Here is a 17,929-nt window from a genome sequence, read left to right as displayed (position 1 = left end):
CCCTGGTCTGCCGGGATAAAATCAGTATCCCAACAGTGTATTGACGACGCTGCCGTCCAGCGCGTTAAGCGTCAGCCGGTGAACCGGTTTTTCCTCGTGATGGACCGTGTTCCCCAAATCATCGGTCGTATCATAGCCATAGCTTAGTTTTGTTTGATCATCGTACCGCGTTCCGATGACGCCATAAAAGGACCAGGCGGGGATTAGATAATATTCCATGGTGGCGTCCGGGACGAGTATCCGGGCAAATCCACGCTGGATTTCCGTGATTTTGATTTCCGCTTCATGGACTTTAAAACAGGTTTCCCCGTGCTGGAACCAGTCCAGAGGATAGGAGGCCTCCATCTGTTCTCCGAAGCGCTCCATGATTTGATCAAAAGAAAGCTCCGCCACGGCAGGATTTTCCACGGAGACGTCCAGCGGTGATGACCAGGAAACATGTACGACTTCCCCGTCGGCTATGATAATTTCCAGTTCTTCGTAGTTGTAAAAGGGAGCGTAGCGCTCCTCGTCCCATTCCATCGAAGGATAAGGCAGATCGGAAAGGGGAAAGTTCTCGTAAACCGGCAGAAATCGAAGATTATAGGTATAACCGCCTTTTTTATCCGGCTGGTCGGCGCGGCTTAGATCCTGCCGGTAACAAGTCTGAAATTTCCATTGGCCCGACATTCCCAGGTCCTTTAAAAGCTGTTCCGCGGCGGCCTGGGCTTCCTCTTCGGTCCCGGTGGTTCCTCCGTTCATCCAGAAGCTGTCGCTCCAGGGGATCCCAAAGGAAAAAGAATGGCCGAGATAGCTGCCCGCAGTCCGGTTCAGCGCCTCGATTTGGACCTCGCGCCCGTTTACGGTGGCGCTGGCCTTGATGTAATAATTTTTGTCCACTTCGCAGATATCCGTATAGAGTTCTTCGCTTACTTCCAGTTCTTCGTCAAAATAGGTTTCCGGGTAAAACTGCCAGTCGCATTCTTTCGGCTGGTATTTTTCCGGAGCGGTTTGATAGCGCTCCTCCCAGATCCGGATTTCTTTTTCGTACTGCTCTTTCATTTGCCTGGCTTCTTCCTCATTGTTGGCGCAGGCGAGGAGGCCTTCCGTATCATTGGCCCACTGGGTCAGATCCAGGATTCGTTTTTCGATCTGTTCCTTCGTCATAACGGATCGGGTCTCATAGGCGGTCTGCCCCTGGAAAAAATACTCCGCCAGGGAGCGGACCTCCTCGCTGGTAAACTCATGGGGTTTGGCGCGCAGCACCGGCATGGAGGAATCGTAAGTTTTCACTGTCGCATCCACAATATAGCGGAGATTTTCCGCCGGTTCGTAGGTCTTTTGAAACGTGCTTTCTTTTATCGCGGCCTCAGTAAAAGCAGCTGTTTCCTTCGGCGCGGCGGTTTCTGCCTCCTTGGTGTTGGAGACCAAATCCTGAATCTGATCCTTGCCCACCACCACCTCTTTATCCGGCGAAGGCTGGCAGGCGGAAAGCGCCAGGGTGATTCCCAGGCACAGGGCCAACAGGGAGCTTCGTTTTCGCTTTGTTTTCATCTCTCTCCTCCTCAGTGATCCATCATTCCGCTTTGCGGAACGAATTTGCGCCGCAGCATGCTGCGCGGCAAATTCCTTTGTTAACGCACCTCAGGGGGCAGGCCAAATCGGTCTGCCCCCGGCGAAGCGAGGATATCCATAGGGGATGTCAATATCCCTGGATAATATTGATGACGCTGCCGTCCATGGCATTAAAAGCAAGGATAGCATGCACATAAGGTTCCGTCTGGACGGAATTTCCTTCGGAATCCAGCGATTTTGTTCCGAACGACAAGTCCTGACTGCCGCTGTCGCGGGTTCCCACGATTCCGTAGAAAGACCAGGCCGGGATCAAATAAAATTCCATGTCTGCATCCGGGATCTGAATCCGGGCAAGGTTCCTCTGGATCTTGGAAATCCGGATTTCAGCCTCCTGAACGTCCGCCTGCACCAGCCGGAACCAGTCGATCGGATAGGAGAGTTCCATCTGCTCCCCGAACCGCTCCATGATCTGGTCAAAAGAAAGTTCCGTTGCCCCGGCATTTTCCACCGAAGTGATTTCCAGGGGATTCGACCAGCTAAACTGGATAATCTCGTTGCCGGCGACCGTGATCGTCAAGGATTCATACTCATAGAACATGGCGTACTGTTCTTTTTTCGATTCGTCGGTGGGCTGAGGCAGATCGGACAGGGAATAGCCATTATAGAGCGGCAAGTAGGTGATCGTATAATAATAGCCGGATTCCGGCGCATCTTCCCGGCAGCCCGCATAGACAGGAATTCGGGTGCAGTCTTTCTGTGTCCAGCGGCTGTCAAGACCCAGGGCTTTCAGGCATTCCCCGGCGCGGGCAATCGCTTCTTCCTCAGTACCGGTGGTGCCGCCTTTGTTCCACGCATCGTCCTCCCAGGAACGGGCGAGAAGAAACGAGTGGCTCGGATCCGAATCGGAAGTTCGGTTCACCGCATCCATCTCCAGGGTGTGGCCGCCTACCGCAGCGGTAGCTCGAATACAAGAGGCTTCGGCGGTCATACCGCCTTCGGACGGAGTTTGATCGACCACGCTCATTTCATCATAAAAATAGCTTTCCGGGTGGAACTCCCAGTCGCATTCGTTCGGCTGATAGGTTTCCGGGGCGCTCTCATAGAGCGTTTTCCAGGTTTGAATCTGCTGTTCGTAATTTTCCTTCATTTTCTGGGCTTCCTGCTCATTTCCGGCGCAGACCAGGAGGCCTTCGGTGTCGCTGGCCCATTGAGTCAGCTCCAGAATCCGCTTTTCGATCTGCTCCTTGGTCAGGATAGACCGGTTCTCATAGGCAGTCTCGCCCTGGAAGAAGTACTCGGTCAGAGTACGTACTTCCTCGGCGGTAAACTCATAGGGCTTGGCGCGGAATACCGGCATCGAGGAGTCGTAGCTGGTTACCGTTGCATCCACCACATAGCGGAGGTTATCCGCCGGTTCAAAGCTTTTTTGATAAGCTGTTTCCTGGAGGGCGCCTGGGGCGGCGGCGGTCGGATTCGAATCACCGGTCTTACCGGCAGCGCCGGACGTCTGATTTTGCATCGTCTCTTTCCCCACTACCACTTCTTTTTCCGGCGACTGCTGGCAGGCGGAGAAGGCCAGGGTGATTCCCAGGCACAGGGCCAACATGGAAATTCGTTTTTGATTCATCTTCATAAGCAATCACACTCTTCCTGTTTTCTTGATTTTCTTTATCATATCGGCGGATTGCATCGAAAAAGCCTCCGGAATGTATCAAAAGTGTAACGAAACCCTTAGAAAGATTAAGTTTATAGATCAAATGGGATATCAGAACTGACATGCGGATGGGATGTGATAATAGGAAGCGGAAGTCTGCTGAGCATATACGGCCGGCCAGCGGTGCTCCATCCGGAAGGCGCGGCGGCCTAGGGATGGAGCGGATCGGCAAAGGAACGTTTTAGAGTGAATCTTTTAGAGACTTGTCTATACGGTGCGGATCCATTTGCGGCTCCGCAGCCGGGCGATGCACCAGACAGTTTTCAGCAGGTATTCGAGTTTCAGACAGATATAAATCCAAAACGGTGATAATCCCCAGACCAGACCGGCCGCTGCGCCGAGGGGTACGGAGACCGCCCAAAGGAAGAAGAGATCGGCCACCATCAGGAAGCGATGACAGTTCCTAAAGCCGCGCCCGCGATCTGCATCTCCGGCGCGCCCAGCTTGCCGAAGATAAAGCCCCAGTTGAAAAATATGTTCACAAAGAACGCTGCAATGGAGGCGATCAAAGGAATCCGCACCTGCCGCACCGTCCTCACCCCCTTTTAATTTTTCGATTTTGCCAGCAGGCTCCTCCGGTTGGCCAGAAACAAAACCAATGCAATCCCAATCGGGAGAATCATACACCGGTACATTACAGAATATCCCTGCACCGCCACACCGCTGGACGCCTGTACCGCCTCAGCAATCCGTCCGGCAATGACCGGCCCCAGGAGATTTCCGATATCCACGCCGATGTAGTTGGTGTTGGCCCCTGCGCCTCTCCGCTCCTTGGGCACGCAGCGCATGCAAAGGGCCTGGATAGCAGGCTGGCAGGCGCCGTAACCAAAGGCGGAGGCTGCCCCGGCCAACAGGAAAAGAGGCAGCGAATCCGCAATGCTGATCAATAAGAAGGCGGCGGCAAAGCAAATGCAGGCGGGCACGATGGATTTATCCAACCCGAACCGGTCGGAGATCGTACCGCTCAAAGGACGGCTCAGCAGCAGGCAGATCGCATAGACGGTAAAAAACAGGCCGATCTGTTCCACATTCCGCTCCGCTCCATAGATCGCAATGAAGGAGTTGATGCAGGAATAGGACATGGCCAGGAAAATCATGATGATCGCGGGCATGACCGCTTCTTTTGCTACGATTTTGTCCGGGCTGATCCGGAAACGTCCCCGGTCCTTCGGCCTCGGCGCTTCTTTGATGATCAGCGTCAGAGCGCAGGAGAACCCTACGGTGACGGCTCCGATGGCAAAAGTAGCACTGTAGCCGATACTCTGGGACAGAGAAAGCCCCAGGGAGGGGCCGATGGCCGAGGATATAGCCTGGGCCAGGGAAAAGACTCCGATGCCGGATCCCATTTTCTCATCCGGCAGCGCGTCGCTGGCGATGGCCAAGGCCAGCGGAGCCGTACAGCCCACGCCGAAGCCGTGCAGAAGGCGGAACACCATGACCATCTGAACGCTGCTCGACAGACTGTAGCCGACGAAGGCCAGGGCGATCACACCGATCGCCAGCATCAACAGCTTCTTTTTGCTGAAAAAATCAAAGGCAGGACCGGCCAGTGGACGGATCGCCAGGGCGGTGACGGCGAACATGCTGGAAACCAGCCCTACGATGGAGGCTGTGGCGCCCAGGTGGTCGGCGTATTTGGGGATCAGTGTATTCATCATGAACTGTCCCATGTTCAAGGCGAAGTTTACGATGAATATGCTGATAAACGTTGGGGTCCAGATGGAACTGCTTTTTGATTTGTTTATAGATGTAGTTTCGCTATTCATTTCTATTCTCCAATTTTCTCACCATTTGCGAAAAATCCTCTTCGTCCGGATCCCTATCCTTCCTGATCGGGCGGACGGCTCAGCCGGACAGAGAGGATTTCCCGCGCATGTTATTTCTTTTTGAGATTATACTCCGTGATCAGATCCACGAAATCATTGGTCTGCTCGTCGATCATATGGAGATCGTAATCGATGTCCATCGCCTGTTTGGACTCCTTGGTATAAGGCGTCCATTCCGGCAGGCCTTCCCCGTTTGGGTTTCCTGATTGGATAAAGTTGGCCCAGTAGTCCGCCAGCTGATTGGAAAGATCCCAGTCCCGGCCGGTATAGGGCCGTTTGCTCTTCGTCAGGGTCTGGAAGACGTAGTGGTGCTCCGCGCTGTGATGAGCGCTGGTGGCCGAAGGCGGAACCAGGGTCAGGAAATACTGGTAGGAAGGCTGTTTCCCCTGCGCCAGCTGGTTTTCACACCAAGCCAGATCCGCCGCCAGGGTCGCGCCGGTCATCCTCACATACTTGCGGTACATTTCCTTGGCAATCTCCGGATTGTCGTCGTAGTGAATGGACTTCAGGAAGGCTTCGCCGTATCCTTTCCCGAACAGGTTCTCCCCGTCGGCCAGAGCTTCCTGCCGGGAGGGAAGATTCGTTTTTCCCCCGGTGATGAAGTTGTCGTCCACGAATTCCTCGGAAGTGCAGCCGATCATGGTGGGGATATCCGGATACTGACCGGTGAGAAACAGTTCGTTCCAGTGTTTCGGGAAGACATAGCCATCCGCGTTGGGGGCGAAGAGGTTCATGGATTGGAACGCATTGCCGGAAACATACCGGCGGATGCCGGCCAACAGTTCCTCGGAGCTGGCCGCGCGGGCCTCTTTTATGCTTTCATAGCCGATTCCTTTCAGCACCTCGGCTCCCTTTTTCTCCGCTTCCGCCAGTGTCAGTTCTCCGCGGACGCGGGTCAGGCCGCCGCCGGACTGCATGATAGCGCCGGTGATCAGTCCCTTGGTCAGGGGAGAGGCAATCATGGTCATCACCTTGCTGCCGCCGCCGGACTGGCCGAAAACCGTGATCTTATCCGGGTCGCCTCCGAAGGCTGCGATGTTGCGCTTCACCCACTTTAAAGCTGCAATGATGTCCAGCACTCCGTAGTTGCCGGAACTGTGATGTTCATTTTCTGCGGTCAGTTCCGGATGCGCCAGATAGCCGAAGATGCCGAGGCGGTGGTTTAAGGTTACGGTGATGCAGCCTCTCTTGGCAAAGCCTTCGCCGTCGTAGCAGTTCAGATGGCCGTAGCCCTGGGCATAGCCGCCGCCGTGGAGATACACGCCCACCGGGAGCTTTTCCTCCGCACTGTTGGCCGGAGTCCAGACGTTTAAGTAGAGGCAGTCTTCACTGCGGGGCCAGTCCACGCAGTAAAACTCGTTTCCGATCAGGTCGCCGCCGCCCTCGGAAGCGCGCCGTTCCTGATAGCTAATATTGCCGTAGTTATATGCTTTTAACACGCCGTCCCAAGGTTTCACCGGCTGCGGCTCCTTAAAACGGAGTTCCCCGACCGGGGGAGCGGCGTAGGGAATCCCGCGGAACAGTCCTACCGCCTGATTCCATCCCGGAATGCCTTCTACGATTCCCGATTCAATTTTTACCTGAAGCAATGCCATGATAAAGCTCCTTTCTGTTCCTATGGCTCTATCTTATGAAAACGGCGGCAATTGCGCAAATATATCTTTTCGCGCTTATATAAATAAAACTTATAACAGAAAAGAGATTCGTCTTTTACACTTGCGGGAATCTGATTTATAATGCGAGATAGGAAAAGGCCGCCAAGCTTTTGCCCGGCGGCCCTTTTCTCAAAGGCTCCTGATATAATCAATAAAAAGTTTTTTGTTTTTGAATTTTTCGATTTCCTTTTTCCAAAAGGCGTACACGTTGACGGATGGGGTGAGGATGTTTTCTCCGTCTTTGGTGGGCAGCGGAAGTTCCTGAATAATGGAGATGTATTTTAAAAAGTCTCCGGTTAAAAAGCCCACGGCCAGATTGTTGCAGATGAACTGCAAAAGTCCTGTCAGCTGAGGCAGTACGGCGGCGATGTTTAACGTAAGCCCTTCCTGAGCCAATATTTCGGTCAGGTTTTCAATCAGCGAGGTATGCCCCTCCCAAAAGACAAAGGGATATTCGGAGATATCCTTTAGGGTGATGGTCTGGTGGCTGGCAAGAGGGCAGTCGACATGGCAGTACAACTGCCTATTCTCGACACCGATCTGGTGATATTCGTAGCGGGTGATCCAGTCGTCGGGAACTCTGGCTCTGGGGGCGATCAGAAAATCGATCAGTCCTTCGTCCAGATAAATGCTGGGTGAGTTATTGCTCATTTCATTCACCCGGAGGATGATGTCTTTGTGCTCCTGTTCGAAGTCTTTGTAGATACGGAAAAAGTCATTTTCTCCGGCGAATGGGCGAAAACCTACCTTGATGATGTTCTGATTCAGAGAGATCAGAGGGATCTCCCTCTTTAAAAGATTGTAGCGTTTGAGCACGGCCAGAACATGATCCAGAAAAAGGAGCCCTTCCTCCGTGGGATAGACTCCCTTGCTCTTCCGGTTAAAAAGCTTAAAGCCGACTTCCCGTTCCAGATCGGAGAGCGCGGCCGAGAGCGCGGGCTGAGAGATGTATAGGACTTTTGCTGCCATGGAAATATTCTGGAGCTGGCATACGGTAGCAAAATACTGCATCTGTGTTAGAGTCATGATGGCCTCCTGATGGTTGAGCCGGGCCGCTTTTGGCGGCGCGGCGATTTTCCTCTGTAATTTGTAATGGCATTTCTGTATATTATCGCATTATTTCCACGTAATGTCAACTTATTAGACTATGAAATTCATTCTATAAAGATTATTTCTTGAGATTAACATATTAATTATTACACATTAAGTTATATCAATGGTTTCTTATGCCAGCGGGGCCGGTATTGCAGATAAGAAAAGAACCTCTGATTCTTTAAAAAAGAAATGATTCCTATTTCTATTCCAGCTTGTAAAAAAAGAAGCTCTTTGCTATAATAAAAAGCTGAGAAAACAATTAAGAAAATAGGAGGTCCCTATGAAAGCTATCGAAGTGAAAAAAGGCATCTATTGGGTCGGTGCCGTGGATTGGTCGGTTCGGAATTTCCATGGATATACAACGAATCGGGGCGCTACCTATAATGCGTACCTGATCATCGATGAAAAGATTACCTTGATTGATACGGTGAAAGCGCCCTTTGCCGGAGAGCTGCTGGCGAGAATCCGCAGTGTCGTGGATCCGGAAAAGATCGATTACGTGGTTTCCAACCATGTGGAGATGGACCATTCCGGGGCCCTTCCGGTTATCATGAAGGCATGCCCCAACGCGAAGGTCGTCACCAGCGCTCCGTCCGGCATCAAGGGGCTGACGGCTCACTACGGAGAATACGACTATATGCCGGTTAAAGGCGGCGACACCCTTTCTCTGGGGGAGCGGAGCCTTGCCTTTGTGACTACGCCGATGGTGCATTGGCCGGATAACATGGTCACCTACTGCCCGGAGGAGAAGATTCTTTTTTCCAATGATGCCTTTGGACAGCACTATGCTTCCAACGGCCGGTTCGACGACCAGGAGCCTTTGGATGTGGTATTGCAGGAGGCAAAGAAATACTATGCCAACATCGTCATGCCCTACAGCAAGCAGGCGGGCGGCGCGGTGACGGCCTGCGGCGGACTGGATTTCGAGATGATCTGCCCCAGCCACGGCGTGATCTGGCGCGGCCATATCAAGGAGATTTTGGAAGCCTACGGGAAATGGACATCCGGCGCGACCGAAGAAAAGGCGCTGGTGGTTTTCGACAGCATGTGGCATTCCACGGAGCAGATGGCTCTCGCCGTGTTGGAGGGCTTTACCCAAAAGGGAATCTGCGCAAAGCTCTTTGACTTGAAGTGCTGCCATAATTCCGATATCCTGACGGATGTGCTGGACTGCACGTACATCGCGGTGGGTTCCCCGACGCTGAACAATCAGATGCTTCCGACGGTGGCCTCGTTCCTGTGCTACCTGAAAGGCCTTTCTCCGAAAAACCGCAAGGCATTCGCTTTCGGTTCCTACGGCTGGGGCGGCCAGAGCATCGGCCTGGTGGAAGACGAGCTGAAAGCCTGCGGTTTTGACATCTGCCTGGACAAGATCCGGATCCAGTATGTGCCAAAGGAGGAGCAGCTTTTGGAGATCACGGAAAAGGTAAAAAATCTGTAAGACAGAAGGACAGATTCCCTCACGGCTTGACTGTCAGGGAAAAAGAAAGGACGCTGCCAATGAGAAAGGTTTCGTTCGGCGCGGCCCCCCGATCTGGCGGGACGCAGCGGAAAGAACGATGGATCGGGCGGCGTCTTTTTATTGGAACGCTGATATGGATTTTTGACGGAACGCTGCGATCTATTTCGGTGTTTTATTTTATTTTGGGATATGGTATAATCACAGAAATAAAGAAGTTATTGTGGAGACCATGGACGAGGAGGTAACATTATTGTTACACATATTTTACGGCGAGATGCCGGAAGCGATTTATAATCCTCCTGTATATTTCAAAAATGTGTATGAGGACGAATGGATTACGGATTCTTTTGCAAAAGAGATGATTTTAGATATTGATCAATCGTGTGTGCTGGACAGCGCAGTGATTGACAGTCCGGTTTTGGGAAAAATTTCTCCGATGAGTCTGTCCGGAGGTGTCAAAACGTTGATTTTGATGAAAAATGTTCCGGAGAAAATATTCAATGCCTCAGCCTGTGGCGATAATTGTGCAAAATGGATTTTGAAAATAGCACAGAAACAGGACTTGACCATTAACTTACGACACCTGATGGATTTTGGGGAGGACGAGTTTGAGATTCATGTTTTGAATGAGGATAAAATGGTCCATAACTGGAAAGAACTGATCCTGATTGCCGGACTTTATGTGTAGGTGGTGTAGATGAAGGGAAAATATCGGATTGTTATAGAAAATAAGCGGATTCGTTATGATTTCGAAATAAAACGAAATATAACGTTGATTCGTGGGGACAGCGCTACAGGAAAAACAATACTGGTGGAAATGGTCCGGGAGTTCGATGAAAATGGTACGGACAGTGGCATTAATTTAAAATGTGAGAAAAAATGTACGGCTTTATCCGGACGGAATTGGGAAGCGTCATTATCCGTCATACAGGACAGCATTGTTTTTATTGATGAAGGAAATCGTTTTGTTGCCTCAAGGGAATTTGCAGCCTATATTCAGAAAACAGATAATTATTATGTGATTGTAGCTAGAGAGGGGCTGCCCACGTTGCCCTACAGTGTAGAAGAGGTCTATGGGATCCGCAATTCTGGGAAATACGGTACTTTGAAGCAGATTTACAATGAGTTCTATCATCTATATGGAAAACAGGACGATACATCTCCGATTATTCCCAGACAGGTTATAACTGAAGATTCCAATGCAGGTTTTCAATTTTTTGCCCATATCTGTAAGAGAAAAGGGAAAAACTGTCTGAGCGCGCAAGGAAAATAGAACCTTTTTTCTGTTGCCTTGAGTACAAAAGCTGGAGAAACTTTGATTGTTGCGGATGGTGCAGCATTTGGCTCGGAAATAGAGAAATTGTTAAATCTGATGAAATTAGAGCCAAGATTTCATCTGTATTTGCCGGAATCCTTTGAATGGATGATATTAAAAAGCGGGTTGCTGGAAGATCGGGATTTGAAAAAAATATTAGATGAGCCCTATGATTATATTGAAAGTGCAGAAAATTTTAGCTGGGAACGTTTTTTTACCAAACTGCTGGTAGCACTATCGGCAGATTCGTATTTAAAATACTCCAAAAATCATTTGAATCCCGTTTATATAAAGGAAAATATTGCAGATCAAATATTGAAGGTAATGCAGAAAATCGTATTGTAGCAACCAGCGGCTCCTTCTCACGGCCACAATTCCGCGAGGAATTTCCATTTGAATTCCCTTGACATTCCTTAAAAACATGATATATTAATAACGTTATATGACTGACGGAAGTGGAATTGACCACAGGAAGTATAACGAGTATTGAGCCGACCGTCTGGGCTGAAGCCGCTGCAGAGGGTTGGTTTTTTTGTACCCTTTGGAAGATTTTTCGATTTTTGGGAATCCTTAGGAAGGAGAAAACCAACGAGAAAGACTTGTGCGGAATCGTATGCGATGAAGGAGGAAGAAATGATGTCACAACGAGAGCAATGGAATGGTTTTAAAGGAAGGCTCTGGAAGGAAGAGATCAATACCCGAGATTTTATCCAGAACAATTATACTCCCTATCAGGGAGATGCTTCTTTTTTAGAAGGCCCCACCGAGGCCACGGAAAAGCTCTGGGGCGCATTGCAGAAGCTGCAAAAAGAAGAGCGCAAAAAGGGCGGAATCCTGGATATGGATACGGAGATCGTGTCCACTTTGACCTCCCATGGGCCTGGCTATATCAGGGAAGATCTGAAAGATCTGGAGCAGGTAGTTGGCCTTCAGACTGATAAGCCGCTGAAACGCGCGTTCATGCCCTTCGGCGGGATTAAGATGGCGGAGGACGCCTGCACGGCCAACGGCTATACCCCTGCGCCGGAGCTTCACAAAATTTTTACCGAGTACCACAAAACCCACAATCAGGGCGTGTTCGACGCCTACACACCGGAGATGAAAAAAGCCCGCCACAATAAGATCATCACCGGCCTGCCCGACACCTACGGCCGCGGCCGGATTGTCGGCGATTACCGCCGGGTAGCCCTGTACGGCGTGGATTTTTTGATGGAAAAGAAAAAAGAAGATTACGACAGCTGCGGCTGTGGGATCATGACCGATGATGTCATCCGCCAGAGGGAAGAAATTTCCATGCAGTACCGGGCGCTTTCGGATATGAAAAAGATGGCGGAAGCCTACGGTTTTGACATTTCCCAGCCGGCCGCCAACGCGAAGGAAGCGGCTCAGTGGCTGTACTTTGGTTATCTGGCTGCGATCAAGACCCAAAACGGCGCGGCCATGAGTGTCGGCCGGATTTCCACCTTCCTGGATATCTATATTGAAAGAGATCTGGAAAATGGTGTTTTGACGGAGAAGGAAGCCCAGGAGCTGGTCGATCACATGGTTATGAAATTCCGCATGGTGAAATTCGCGCGGGTTCCGTCCTACAATCAGCTCTTTTCCGGAGATCCGGTCTGGGCCACGCTGGAAGTGGGCGGCCTTGGCCAGGACGGACGTTCGATGGTGACCAAGAGTGATTACCGGATTCTGCATACCCTGGAAAACATGGGGCCTGCGCCGGAGCCGAATTTGACTGTGCTGTACTCATCCCGCCTGCCGGAGAATTTCAAACAGTACGCAGCCTATATTTCCGTAAAAACCAATTCGATCCAGTACGAAAACGACGATGTCATGCGGCCGGTGTGGGGGGATGATTACTCCATCTGCTGCTGCGTCTCCGCCACTCAGACCGGAAAGGAAATGCAGTTTTTTGGCGCCCGCGCTAACCTGGCCAAGTGCCTGCTCTATGCCATCAACGGCGGCGTGGACGAGAAGACCCGCGAGCAGATGGGGCCGGAGTTCCGCCCGATTACCTCGGAGTACCTGGATTATGAGGAAGTGATCCAAAAATACGAGCAGATGATGGACTGGCTGGCCGGTCTGTATGTGAATACCCTGAATTTGATTCAGTATATGCACGATAAATATTACTACGAGGCCGCCGAGATGGCCTTGATCGATACGGACGTGCGCCGGACTTTTGCCACCGGCATCGCCGGATTCTCCCACGTGGTGGATTCGCTGTCCGCGATCCGCTATGCCAAGGTAAAAGCCATCCGGGATGAAAGCGGTCTGGTTGTGGATTACGAGATTGAAGGCGATTTCCCCCGCTACGGAAACGATGACGACCGGGCCGACGACATTGCCGTATGGCTGCTCCACACGTTCCTGAAGGATATCAAAAAATACCACACGTACCGGGATTCCGAGCCGACCACTTCGATCCTGACCATTACCTCCAATGTGGTTTACGGCAAGGCTACCGGAGCGCTGCCGGACGGCAGAAAGGCCGGAGAGCCCCTCTCCCCTGGAGCGAATCCCAGTTACGGAGCGGAGAAGAATGGACTTTTGGCTTCCCTGAATTCCGTGGCAAAGCTGCCTTATGAGTGGGCGCTGGACGGCATTTCCAACACCCAGACCATTAACCCGGACGCGATCGGCCACACCGACGAGGAACGGGTCCGGAACCTGGTGCACATCCTGGACGGATATTTTGACCAGGGAGCGCATCACCTGAATGTCAATGTGTTTGGCATTGAGACGCTGAAAGACGCCATGGAGCACCCGGAAAAAGAAGAGTATCAGAACTTTACGATCCGTGTGTCCGGCTATGCGGTGAAGTTTATTGACCTGACCCGCGAACAGCAGCTGGATGTAATTGCGAGGAGTTCCCATGAAAAAATCTAATGCGGGATTTGGCTATGTCCACTCCATCGAAACCTTTGGATCCGTCGACGGCCCCGGCGTCCGGTTCGTGATCTTCTTGCAGGGCTGCCGGATGCGCTGTCAGTTCTGCCACAACCCGGATACCTGGAAACTTTCGGCCGGGGCGAAGCGGACCGCGGACGAGCTCCTGGCTCAGGCGCTCCGCTACCGACCTTACTGGGGGGAGAACGGCGGCATCACGGTCAGCGGAGGGGAGCCTCTGCTTCAGATTGATTTTCTGATTGACCTGTTCCGGAAAGCAAAGAAAGAGGGCGTTCACACGGTTCTGGACACTTCCGGCGGCCCATTTACCAGAGAAGAGCCGTTTTTCCAGAAGTTCCAGTTGTTGATGAAGGATACGGATCTGGTTCTCCTGGACCTAAAGCATATTGACCCGGAAGGACACCGGGAGCTGACCGGGTGGGGGAATGAAAATATTTTAGATCTGGCCAGGTATCTCTCAGAGACCGGAAAGCCGGTCTGGATCCGCCATGTGCTGGTGCCGGAGAGAAACGATGACGACGTGTTCCTTGGGCGTCTTAATGCGTTTGTGAAATCACTGAAAAACGTGGAGCGGCTGGAGGTCTTGCCTTACCATACGCTTGGGACATTCAAGTGGGCGCAGCTGGGGATTCCCTACCGCCTGGAAGGCGTCCGCCCTCCGACGAAAGAGCGGGTGGAAAATGCCAACCGGCTGCTGCACACGGAGGATTATAAGGGCTATGCCGGGGGAGAAGAGAAGGCCCCCTTTCCCTGGCAGCGGAAAAAGATTGGGTAAAAAGAAAAGCAGAAGAAGGAAGGAATTGGGCAGTCCGTAAAAGTGAACCGGCCCCCAAAAGTCAGACCGAAAATCTGACGAATGGGAGGCCGGTTTTTTTCTTTGGGAATTTCTTCTAAGGAAAGGCTGGATGGTATCCTACGTGCCTTTCCAGAGCAAGAAAAAGTTTCCTGCGCGGAAACTTTTTCTCCCGATGTTTCGCGCTACTCGATTGTATTCGTTGCCGGAACACCCTATAATAAGCCCATAGAAAGGAGGATTGCCATGAGTGAAATGAAATTGGGAAGAAATATTTTGTGTCTGCGCCGGGAACGGGGGATTACGCAGGACGAACTGGCGGAATACCTGGGCGTCTCTAAGTCTGCGGTCTCCAAGTGGGAAACCGGAGTTTCCCATAGTTAAAGATACCACACCAGACATAACAACACCACGCTTATACATTACTTATTAGTATCAAAAAACTTTATAGGGATTGAGCAGGGCAGACATTCCGCGATAGAGCGAAGTGTCTGCCCTTTTTTCGCCTGAGACCGACTTCGGAGGTGGAATTTCACAGCGTCATAGTGTATAATAAATCCAACACATTCACCTCGGAAGGAGTGACTTAGATGAAATTGATTTGTTCGGATATGCTTCCGGTTGGTTTGGAAAATGGACAGCAATCCATAATTGATTGTATTCATGAACAGTTTGAAAAAGCCGATCAGGTAGAGTTGGCGGTAGGCTATATTTCTAAAGCATCATTGATAGAACTGAATGATATGGTTGAACGATACAGCATTCAGAAAATCTGCTTGAATATTGGAATGTACTTTATCGAAGGGATGCCTGAAAGTTCCTATCGTACAGCACTGGATATAAATGCTGAATGGAATCGCAAAGGCATTGGTGAAATACGGTTGGTAAAGTCTTTTAAATATCACGGCAAGATGTATTGCTTCTATAAGGACGACGGCATTTTTTCAGCTATTATTGGCTCTGCAAATTTAGGCGTTATAAAATTGGAGGCTTCAAATAGAAGACAATTTGAAACGGCTGTTTTTATTGATAGTGTTGCAGAATGCAGTCAGGCGGCTCGTCTTGTCCATAGGTTAAAACAGCCAATTTGTTCTGAAAATATTTCTGAGATTACCGGAATGACTTTGATTCACGAAGAAAACACATCGTTGAATAACATTGAAAATGTTGAAAAAATTCCGATGTCTGAGGTTTCTCTTTATCAGGAATATTTGACTGAAATTTCTTTTGTGCTTCCATTAAAGGTTCCTAAATATGCAGAACGCCATTTGGACGATGGGAAACATTTTACTAAATCAAATTTAAATGTTTGCTATGCTGCCCCAAGAAGTGCAAGAAAAGCGAGAGATTGGTATGAAACCCAACTGACGGTAAGCAAAGGCATTACACGAGCAGAAGGCTATCCGGAGAAAAATAAGCCGTTCTTTGTAGCTACGGATGATGGATATTGGTTTAAAGTGCATACCACAAGTGATGGAAACAAACAGTTCAGCGCAGTTGGCAATGAGCTGATTATGGGACGGTGGATTAAAGGCAGACTTGCGACGGCAGGGCTTGTTTCTCCAGTAAACGATACAGGGGGAGATACAGACAGAATTGGTATGATTACACAAGAAATGTTGGAGGCATACGGCTGTAATCAGTTGGTGTTGACGAAAACCACTAAAAAGGCGTTAGATGAGAATGGGAATGAATTAGATGTCTGGCTGTTTTCTTTTGAATCAGGCGATATAGACGAGGAGCAGTAAATGAAATATCTTAAACAATATCTAAAAACAATATCAGATCGGGGGAATATTAAGCTGGCAGAATCAATTTCTAAAACAGCTGAAGATGTAGGAAATCAGTACATTAAAACATTTTCATTCAGCAGTCATGAAATTGGTCTCCTATTTGGCAATGTGCAGTCAGGAAAAACTGGACAGATGTTTGGAATCATGTGCAAAGCAGCTGATTTGGGATTCCCTGTTTTTGTGTTGCTGACAACAGACAATGTTGTATTGCAACAACAAACTCTTGATAGAGTGAAGTCAGATCTTTCAGGGTTTTGTATTTGTGGAGAAACAGATGGAGGTCTCTTTTTAGAAAACAGTTTGATTGAACCAACCATTATTGTGCTGAAGAAAAATTACCGCATTTTAAAATTATGGGCTGGCATTTTGAACTCTACGGGTTTTATGAAAGGGAATCCTTTGTTTATTATTGACGATGAAGCGGATGCCGCCTCGCTTAACACGCTTATAAATAAAGGGAAAAAATCATCAATCAATAGATACTTGGATATGATTAAAAATGAATCTTCCAGCAGTATTTATTTGCAGGTAACCGGCACACCGCAGGCGTTGCTGCTTCAAACATTGGCTTCGGGCTGGCATCCGTATTTTACATACTATTTCCAGCCTGGAGAAGCGTATTTAGGGGGAGATTTCTTTTTTCCGAAAAACCAGCGAGCTGACTGTATTTCTTTTCTTGAAGATTTGGATAATCCAACCAGATCGGTTCTTCTACATCACTTGGCTGTTGCCGGACAAACTGCGGCTTCTGGCGGAAAGGTATCAAACTGCTTAATTCATCCAAGTGTAAGGCAAAATGTTCACAGCAAATTTGCAGCAGATTTTGAAAAAGAATTAAGTTGGTGTTTGGATAATCTGCATGGTGCGTTTAAAGAGGCTCTGGAAAAAGAATATGCCAGCTTGAAGCCAGAAAAGAGCGTTAAGGTGTCCTTTAATTCATTGTTTGCAGAAACAGAAAAAATGCTGTTGAATAACAGTGTTAAAATACTGATTATGAATGGAAAAAATGAAGTTTCCAGTGAAGAATATGCCTGCGGATATAACATAGTAGTAGGCGGAAATACATTAGGGCGAGGGGTAACTTTTCCGGGGCTTCATACGATTTATTATACGAGAACCAGCAAAAAGCCACAGGCAGATACAATGTGGCAGCACAGCCGTATGTTTGGATATGATCGAGACCCTGGTCTGATGAAAGTTTTCATTGATGAACCTTTATATAAGCTGTTTGCAGATATAAACGCAACAAATAATTCCATAATTTCACAGGTGGAAAATGGAGGCGAGAGAATTAGAGTTTATTACCCGGAAGGGTTAAATCCAACCAGAGCAAATGTTTTGAACAACAAAAAAGTTTCTATGATTTCAGGCGGCACAAATTACTACCCGTTTTCACCGGAAAACGACAGTATAGATGCATTGGACAGTTTATTGGCTCCGTTTGACGATAAAGAACCGATATATCAAGTGAATCTCCGGCTTATGCAGGAAATTTTAAAACATATTTCGTCTGCGGACGACTTTAGCGTACAGGCATTTTCTGATGTGCTAAATATAATGCTCTCTGACAAGCCGACTGCTCAGGGATATTTAATTGTACGCAGAAACAGAGATGTTGCAAAAGGAACCGGTGCATTGCTGTCCCCGAATGATTGGTCTCTTGGTGCGGCATACACGGAGCAGACTGTTTTGACTATGTATAAAGTTACTGGAAACAAAGGGTGGGATGGAAGAAAATTGTGGATTCCTAATATTAAACTGCCGTCCGGGGTTGTGTACTACAATGTAACAGAAGAATAAAATATAGGATTA

Annotated in this window: 15 protein-coding genes and 1 riboswitch; of the genes, 9 read left to right on the top strand and 6 right to left on the bottom strand. The window is 49.4% G+C overall.

Going from position 1 to position 17,929, the window contains the following annotated elements:
• Window positions 1–21: 21 nt before the first annotated feature.
• From MUB23_RS05855 to MUB23_RS05830, 6 genes are all read right to left on the bottom strand, one after another.
• Window positions 22–1,533, bottom strand: coding sequence for a DUF6034 family protein (locus MUB23_RS05855; RefSeq protein WP_244799400.1), 1,512 nt, complete (start codon window positions 1,531–1,533; stop codon window positions 22–24).
• A gap of 148 nt (window positions 1,534–1,681) precedes the next feature.
• The gene (locus tag MUB23_RS05850) at window positions 1,682–3,187 is read right to left on the bottom strand and encodes a DUF6034 family protein (protein ID WP_244799399.1); all 1,506 of its coding nucleotides are present in this window, start codon (window positions 3,185–3,187) and stop codon (window positions 1,682–1,684) included.
• Between the two features lie 464 nt (window positions 3,188–3,651).
• On the bottom strand, window positions 3,652–3,798 hold the full coding sequence (locus tag MUB23_RS05845; protein ID WP_244799398.1) for a hypothetical protein: 147 nt from the start codon (window positions 3,796–3,798) through the stop codon (window positions 3,652–3,654).
• 15 nt (window positions 3,799–3,813) lie between these two features.
• Window positions 3,814–5,034: an MFS transporter gene (locus MUB23_RS05840; protein WP_244799397.1), complete on the bottom strand. Its 1,221-nt coding sequence runs from the start codon at window positions 5,032–5,034 to the stop codon at window positions 3,814–3,816.
• Between the two features lie 110 nt (window positions 5,035–5,144).
• Window positions 5,145–6,689: a carboxylesterase/lipase family protein gene (locus MUB23_RS05835; protein ID WP_244799396.1), complete on the bottom strand. Its 1,545-nt coding sequence runs from the start codon at window positions 6,687–6,689 to the stop codon at window positions 5,145–5,147.
• A gap of 189 nt (window positions 6,690–6,878) precedes the next feature.
• Complete coding sequence (locus MUB23_RS05830; protein ID WP_244799395.1) at window positions 6,879–7,775, bottom strand: LysR family transcriptional regulator; 897 nt, start codon at window positions 7,773–7,775, stop codon at window positions 6,879–6,881.
• 349 nt (window positions 7,776–8,124) lie between these two features.
• Between MUB23_RS05830 and MUB23_RS05825 the strand changes: the two genes are divergently transcribed.
• The 9 genes from MUB23_RS05825 (at window position 8,125) to MUB23_RS05790 (ending at window position 17,917) form a co-directional block, all read left to right on the top strand.
• On the top strand, window positions 8,125–9,285 hold the full coding sequence (locus tag MUB23_RS05825) for an FprA family A-type flavoprotein (RefSeq protein ID WP_244799394.1): 1,161 nt from the start codon (window positions 8,125–8,127) through the stop codon (window positions 9,283–9,285).
• Window positions 9,286–9,556: 271 nt separating this feature from the next.
• Window positions 9,557–9,994, top strand: coding sequence for a DUF4869 domain-containing protein (locus MUB23_RS05820; protein WP_244799393.1), 438 nt, complete (start codon window positions 9,557–9,559; stop codon window positions 9,992–9,994).
• 9 nt (window positions 9,995–10,003) lie between these two features.
• Window positions 10,004–10,579, top strand: a complete 576-nt coding sequence (locus MUB23_RS19775) for a Fis family transcriptional regulator (protein ID WP_330641800.1) — start codon at window positions 10,004–10,006, stop codon at window positions 10,577–10,579.
• A 42-nt stretch (window positions 10,580–10,621) separates the two neighbouring features.
• Window positions 10,622–10,966 (top strand): hypothetical protein, encoded by a 345-nt coding sequence (locus MUB23_RS19770; RefSeq protein WP_330641799.1) that lies wholly within the window; start codon window positions 10,622–10,624, stop codon window positions 10,964–10,966.
• Window positions 10,967–11,053: 87 nt separating this feature from the next.
• A riboswitch (ZMP/ZTP riboswitch) is annotated at window positions 11,054–11,133 on the top strand.
• 124 nt (window positions 11,134–11,257) lie between these two features.
• Entirely contained in the window at window positions 11,258–13,510 is a 2,253-nt protein-coding gene (gene pflB / locus MUB23_RS05810; protein WP_244799688.1) for a formate C-acetyltransferase, read from the top strand.
• Window positions 13,497–14,306, top strand: a complete 810-nt coding sequence (gene pflA / locus MUB23_RS05805; RefSeq protein WP_244799392.1) for a pyruvate formate-lyase-activating protein — start codon at window positions 13,497–13,499, stop codon at window positions 14,304–14,306. Before pflB ends, pflA begins: the two co-directional genes overlap by 14 nt.
• A gap of 264 nt (window positions 14,307–14,570) precedes the next feature.
• Entirely contained in the window at window positions 14,571–14,708 is a 138-nt protein-coding gene (locus MUB23_RS05800) for a helix-turn-helix transcriptional regulator (RefSeq protein ID WP_244799391.1), read from the top strand.
• 206 nt (window positions 14,709–14,914) lie between these two features.
• Window positions 14,915–16,072 carry a restriction endonuclease PLD domain-containing protein gene (locus MUB23_RS05795; protein WP_244799390.1) on the top strand — a complete coding sequence of 386 codons (1,158 nt, stop codon included), beginning with the start codon at window positions 14,915–14,917 and terminating at the stop codon, window positions 16,070–16,072.
• Entirely contained in the window at window positions 16,073–17,917 is a 1,845-nt protein-coding gene (locus MUB23_RS05790) for a Z1 domain-containing protein (protein WP_244799389.1), read from the top strand.
• The last annotated feature ends 12 nt before the right edge of the window (window positions 17,918–17,929 follow it).

Source organism: Cuneatibacter sp. NSJ-177 (assembly GCF_022867805.1).
In the GTDB taxonomy this organism is placed as follows: Bacteria; Bacillota; Clostridia; order Lachnospirales; family Lachnospiraceae; genus Pseudolachnospira.
This window is presented reverse-complemented; position numbering and strand designations above follow the sequence as displayed.

Bases quoted from the DNA above. Each gene is read 5' to 3' on its own strand.
- MUB23_RS05850 (WP_244799399.1), bottom strand. From the start codon at position 3,187: ATGAAGATGAATCAAAAACGAATTTCCATGTTGGCCCTGTGCCTGGGA.
- MUB23_RS05830 (WP_244799395.1), bottom strand. From the start codon at position 7,775: ATGACTCTAACACAGATGCAGTATTTTGCTACCGTATGCCAGCTCCAG.
- pflB (WP_244799688.1), top strand. From the start codon at position 11,258: ATGTCACAACGAGAGCAATGGAATGGTTTTAAAGGAAGGCTCTGGAAG.
- MUB23_RS05795 (WP_244799390.1), top strand. From the start codon at position 14,915: ATGAAATTGATTTGTTCGGATATGCTTCCGGTTGGTTTGGAAAATGGA.
- MUB23_RS05855 (WP_244799400.1), bottom strand. From the start codon at position 1,533: ATGAAAACAAAGCGAAAACGAAGCTCCCTGTTGGCCCTGTGCCTGGGA.
- pflA (WP_244799392.1), top strand. From the start codon at position 13,497: ATGAAAAAATCTAATGCGGGATTTGGCTATGTCCACTCCATCGAAACC.
- MUB23_RS05825 (WP_244799394.1), top strand. From the start codon at position 8,125: ATGAAAGCTATCGAAGTGAAAAAAGGCATCTATTGGGTCGGTGCCGTG.
- MUB23_RS05790 (WP_244799389.1), top strand. From the start codon at position 16,073: ATGAAATATCTTAAACAATATCTAAAAACAATATCAGATCGGGGGAAT.
- MUB23_RS05800 (WP_244799391.1), top strand. From the start codon at position 14,571: ATGAGTGAAATGAAATTGGGAAGAAATATTTTGTGTCTGCGCCGGGAA.
- MUB23_RS05835 (WP_244799396.1), bottom strand. From the start codon at position 6,689: ATGGCATTGCTTCAGGTAAAAATTGAATCGGGAATCGTAGAAGGCATT.
- MUB23_RS19775 (WP_330641800.1), top strand. From the start codon at position 10,004: ATGAAGGGAAAATATCGGATTGTTATAGAAAATAAGCGGATTCGTTAT.
- MUB23_RS05840 (WP_244799397.1), bottom strand. From the start codon at position 5,034: ATGAATAGCGAAACTACATCTATAAACAAATCAAAAAGCAGTTCCATC.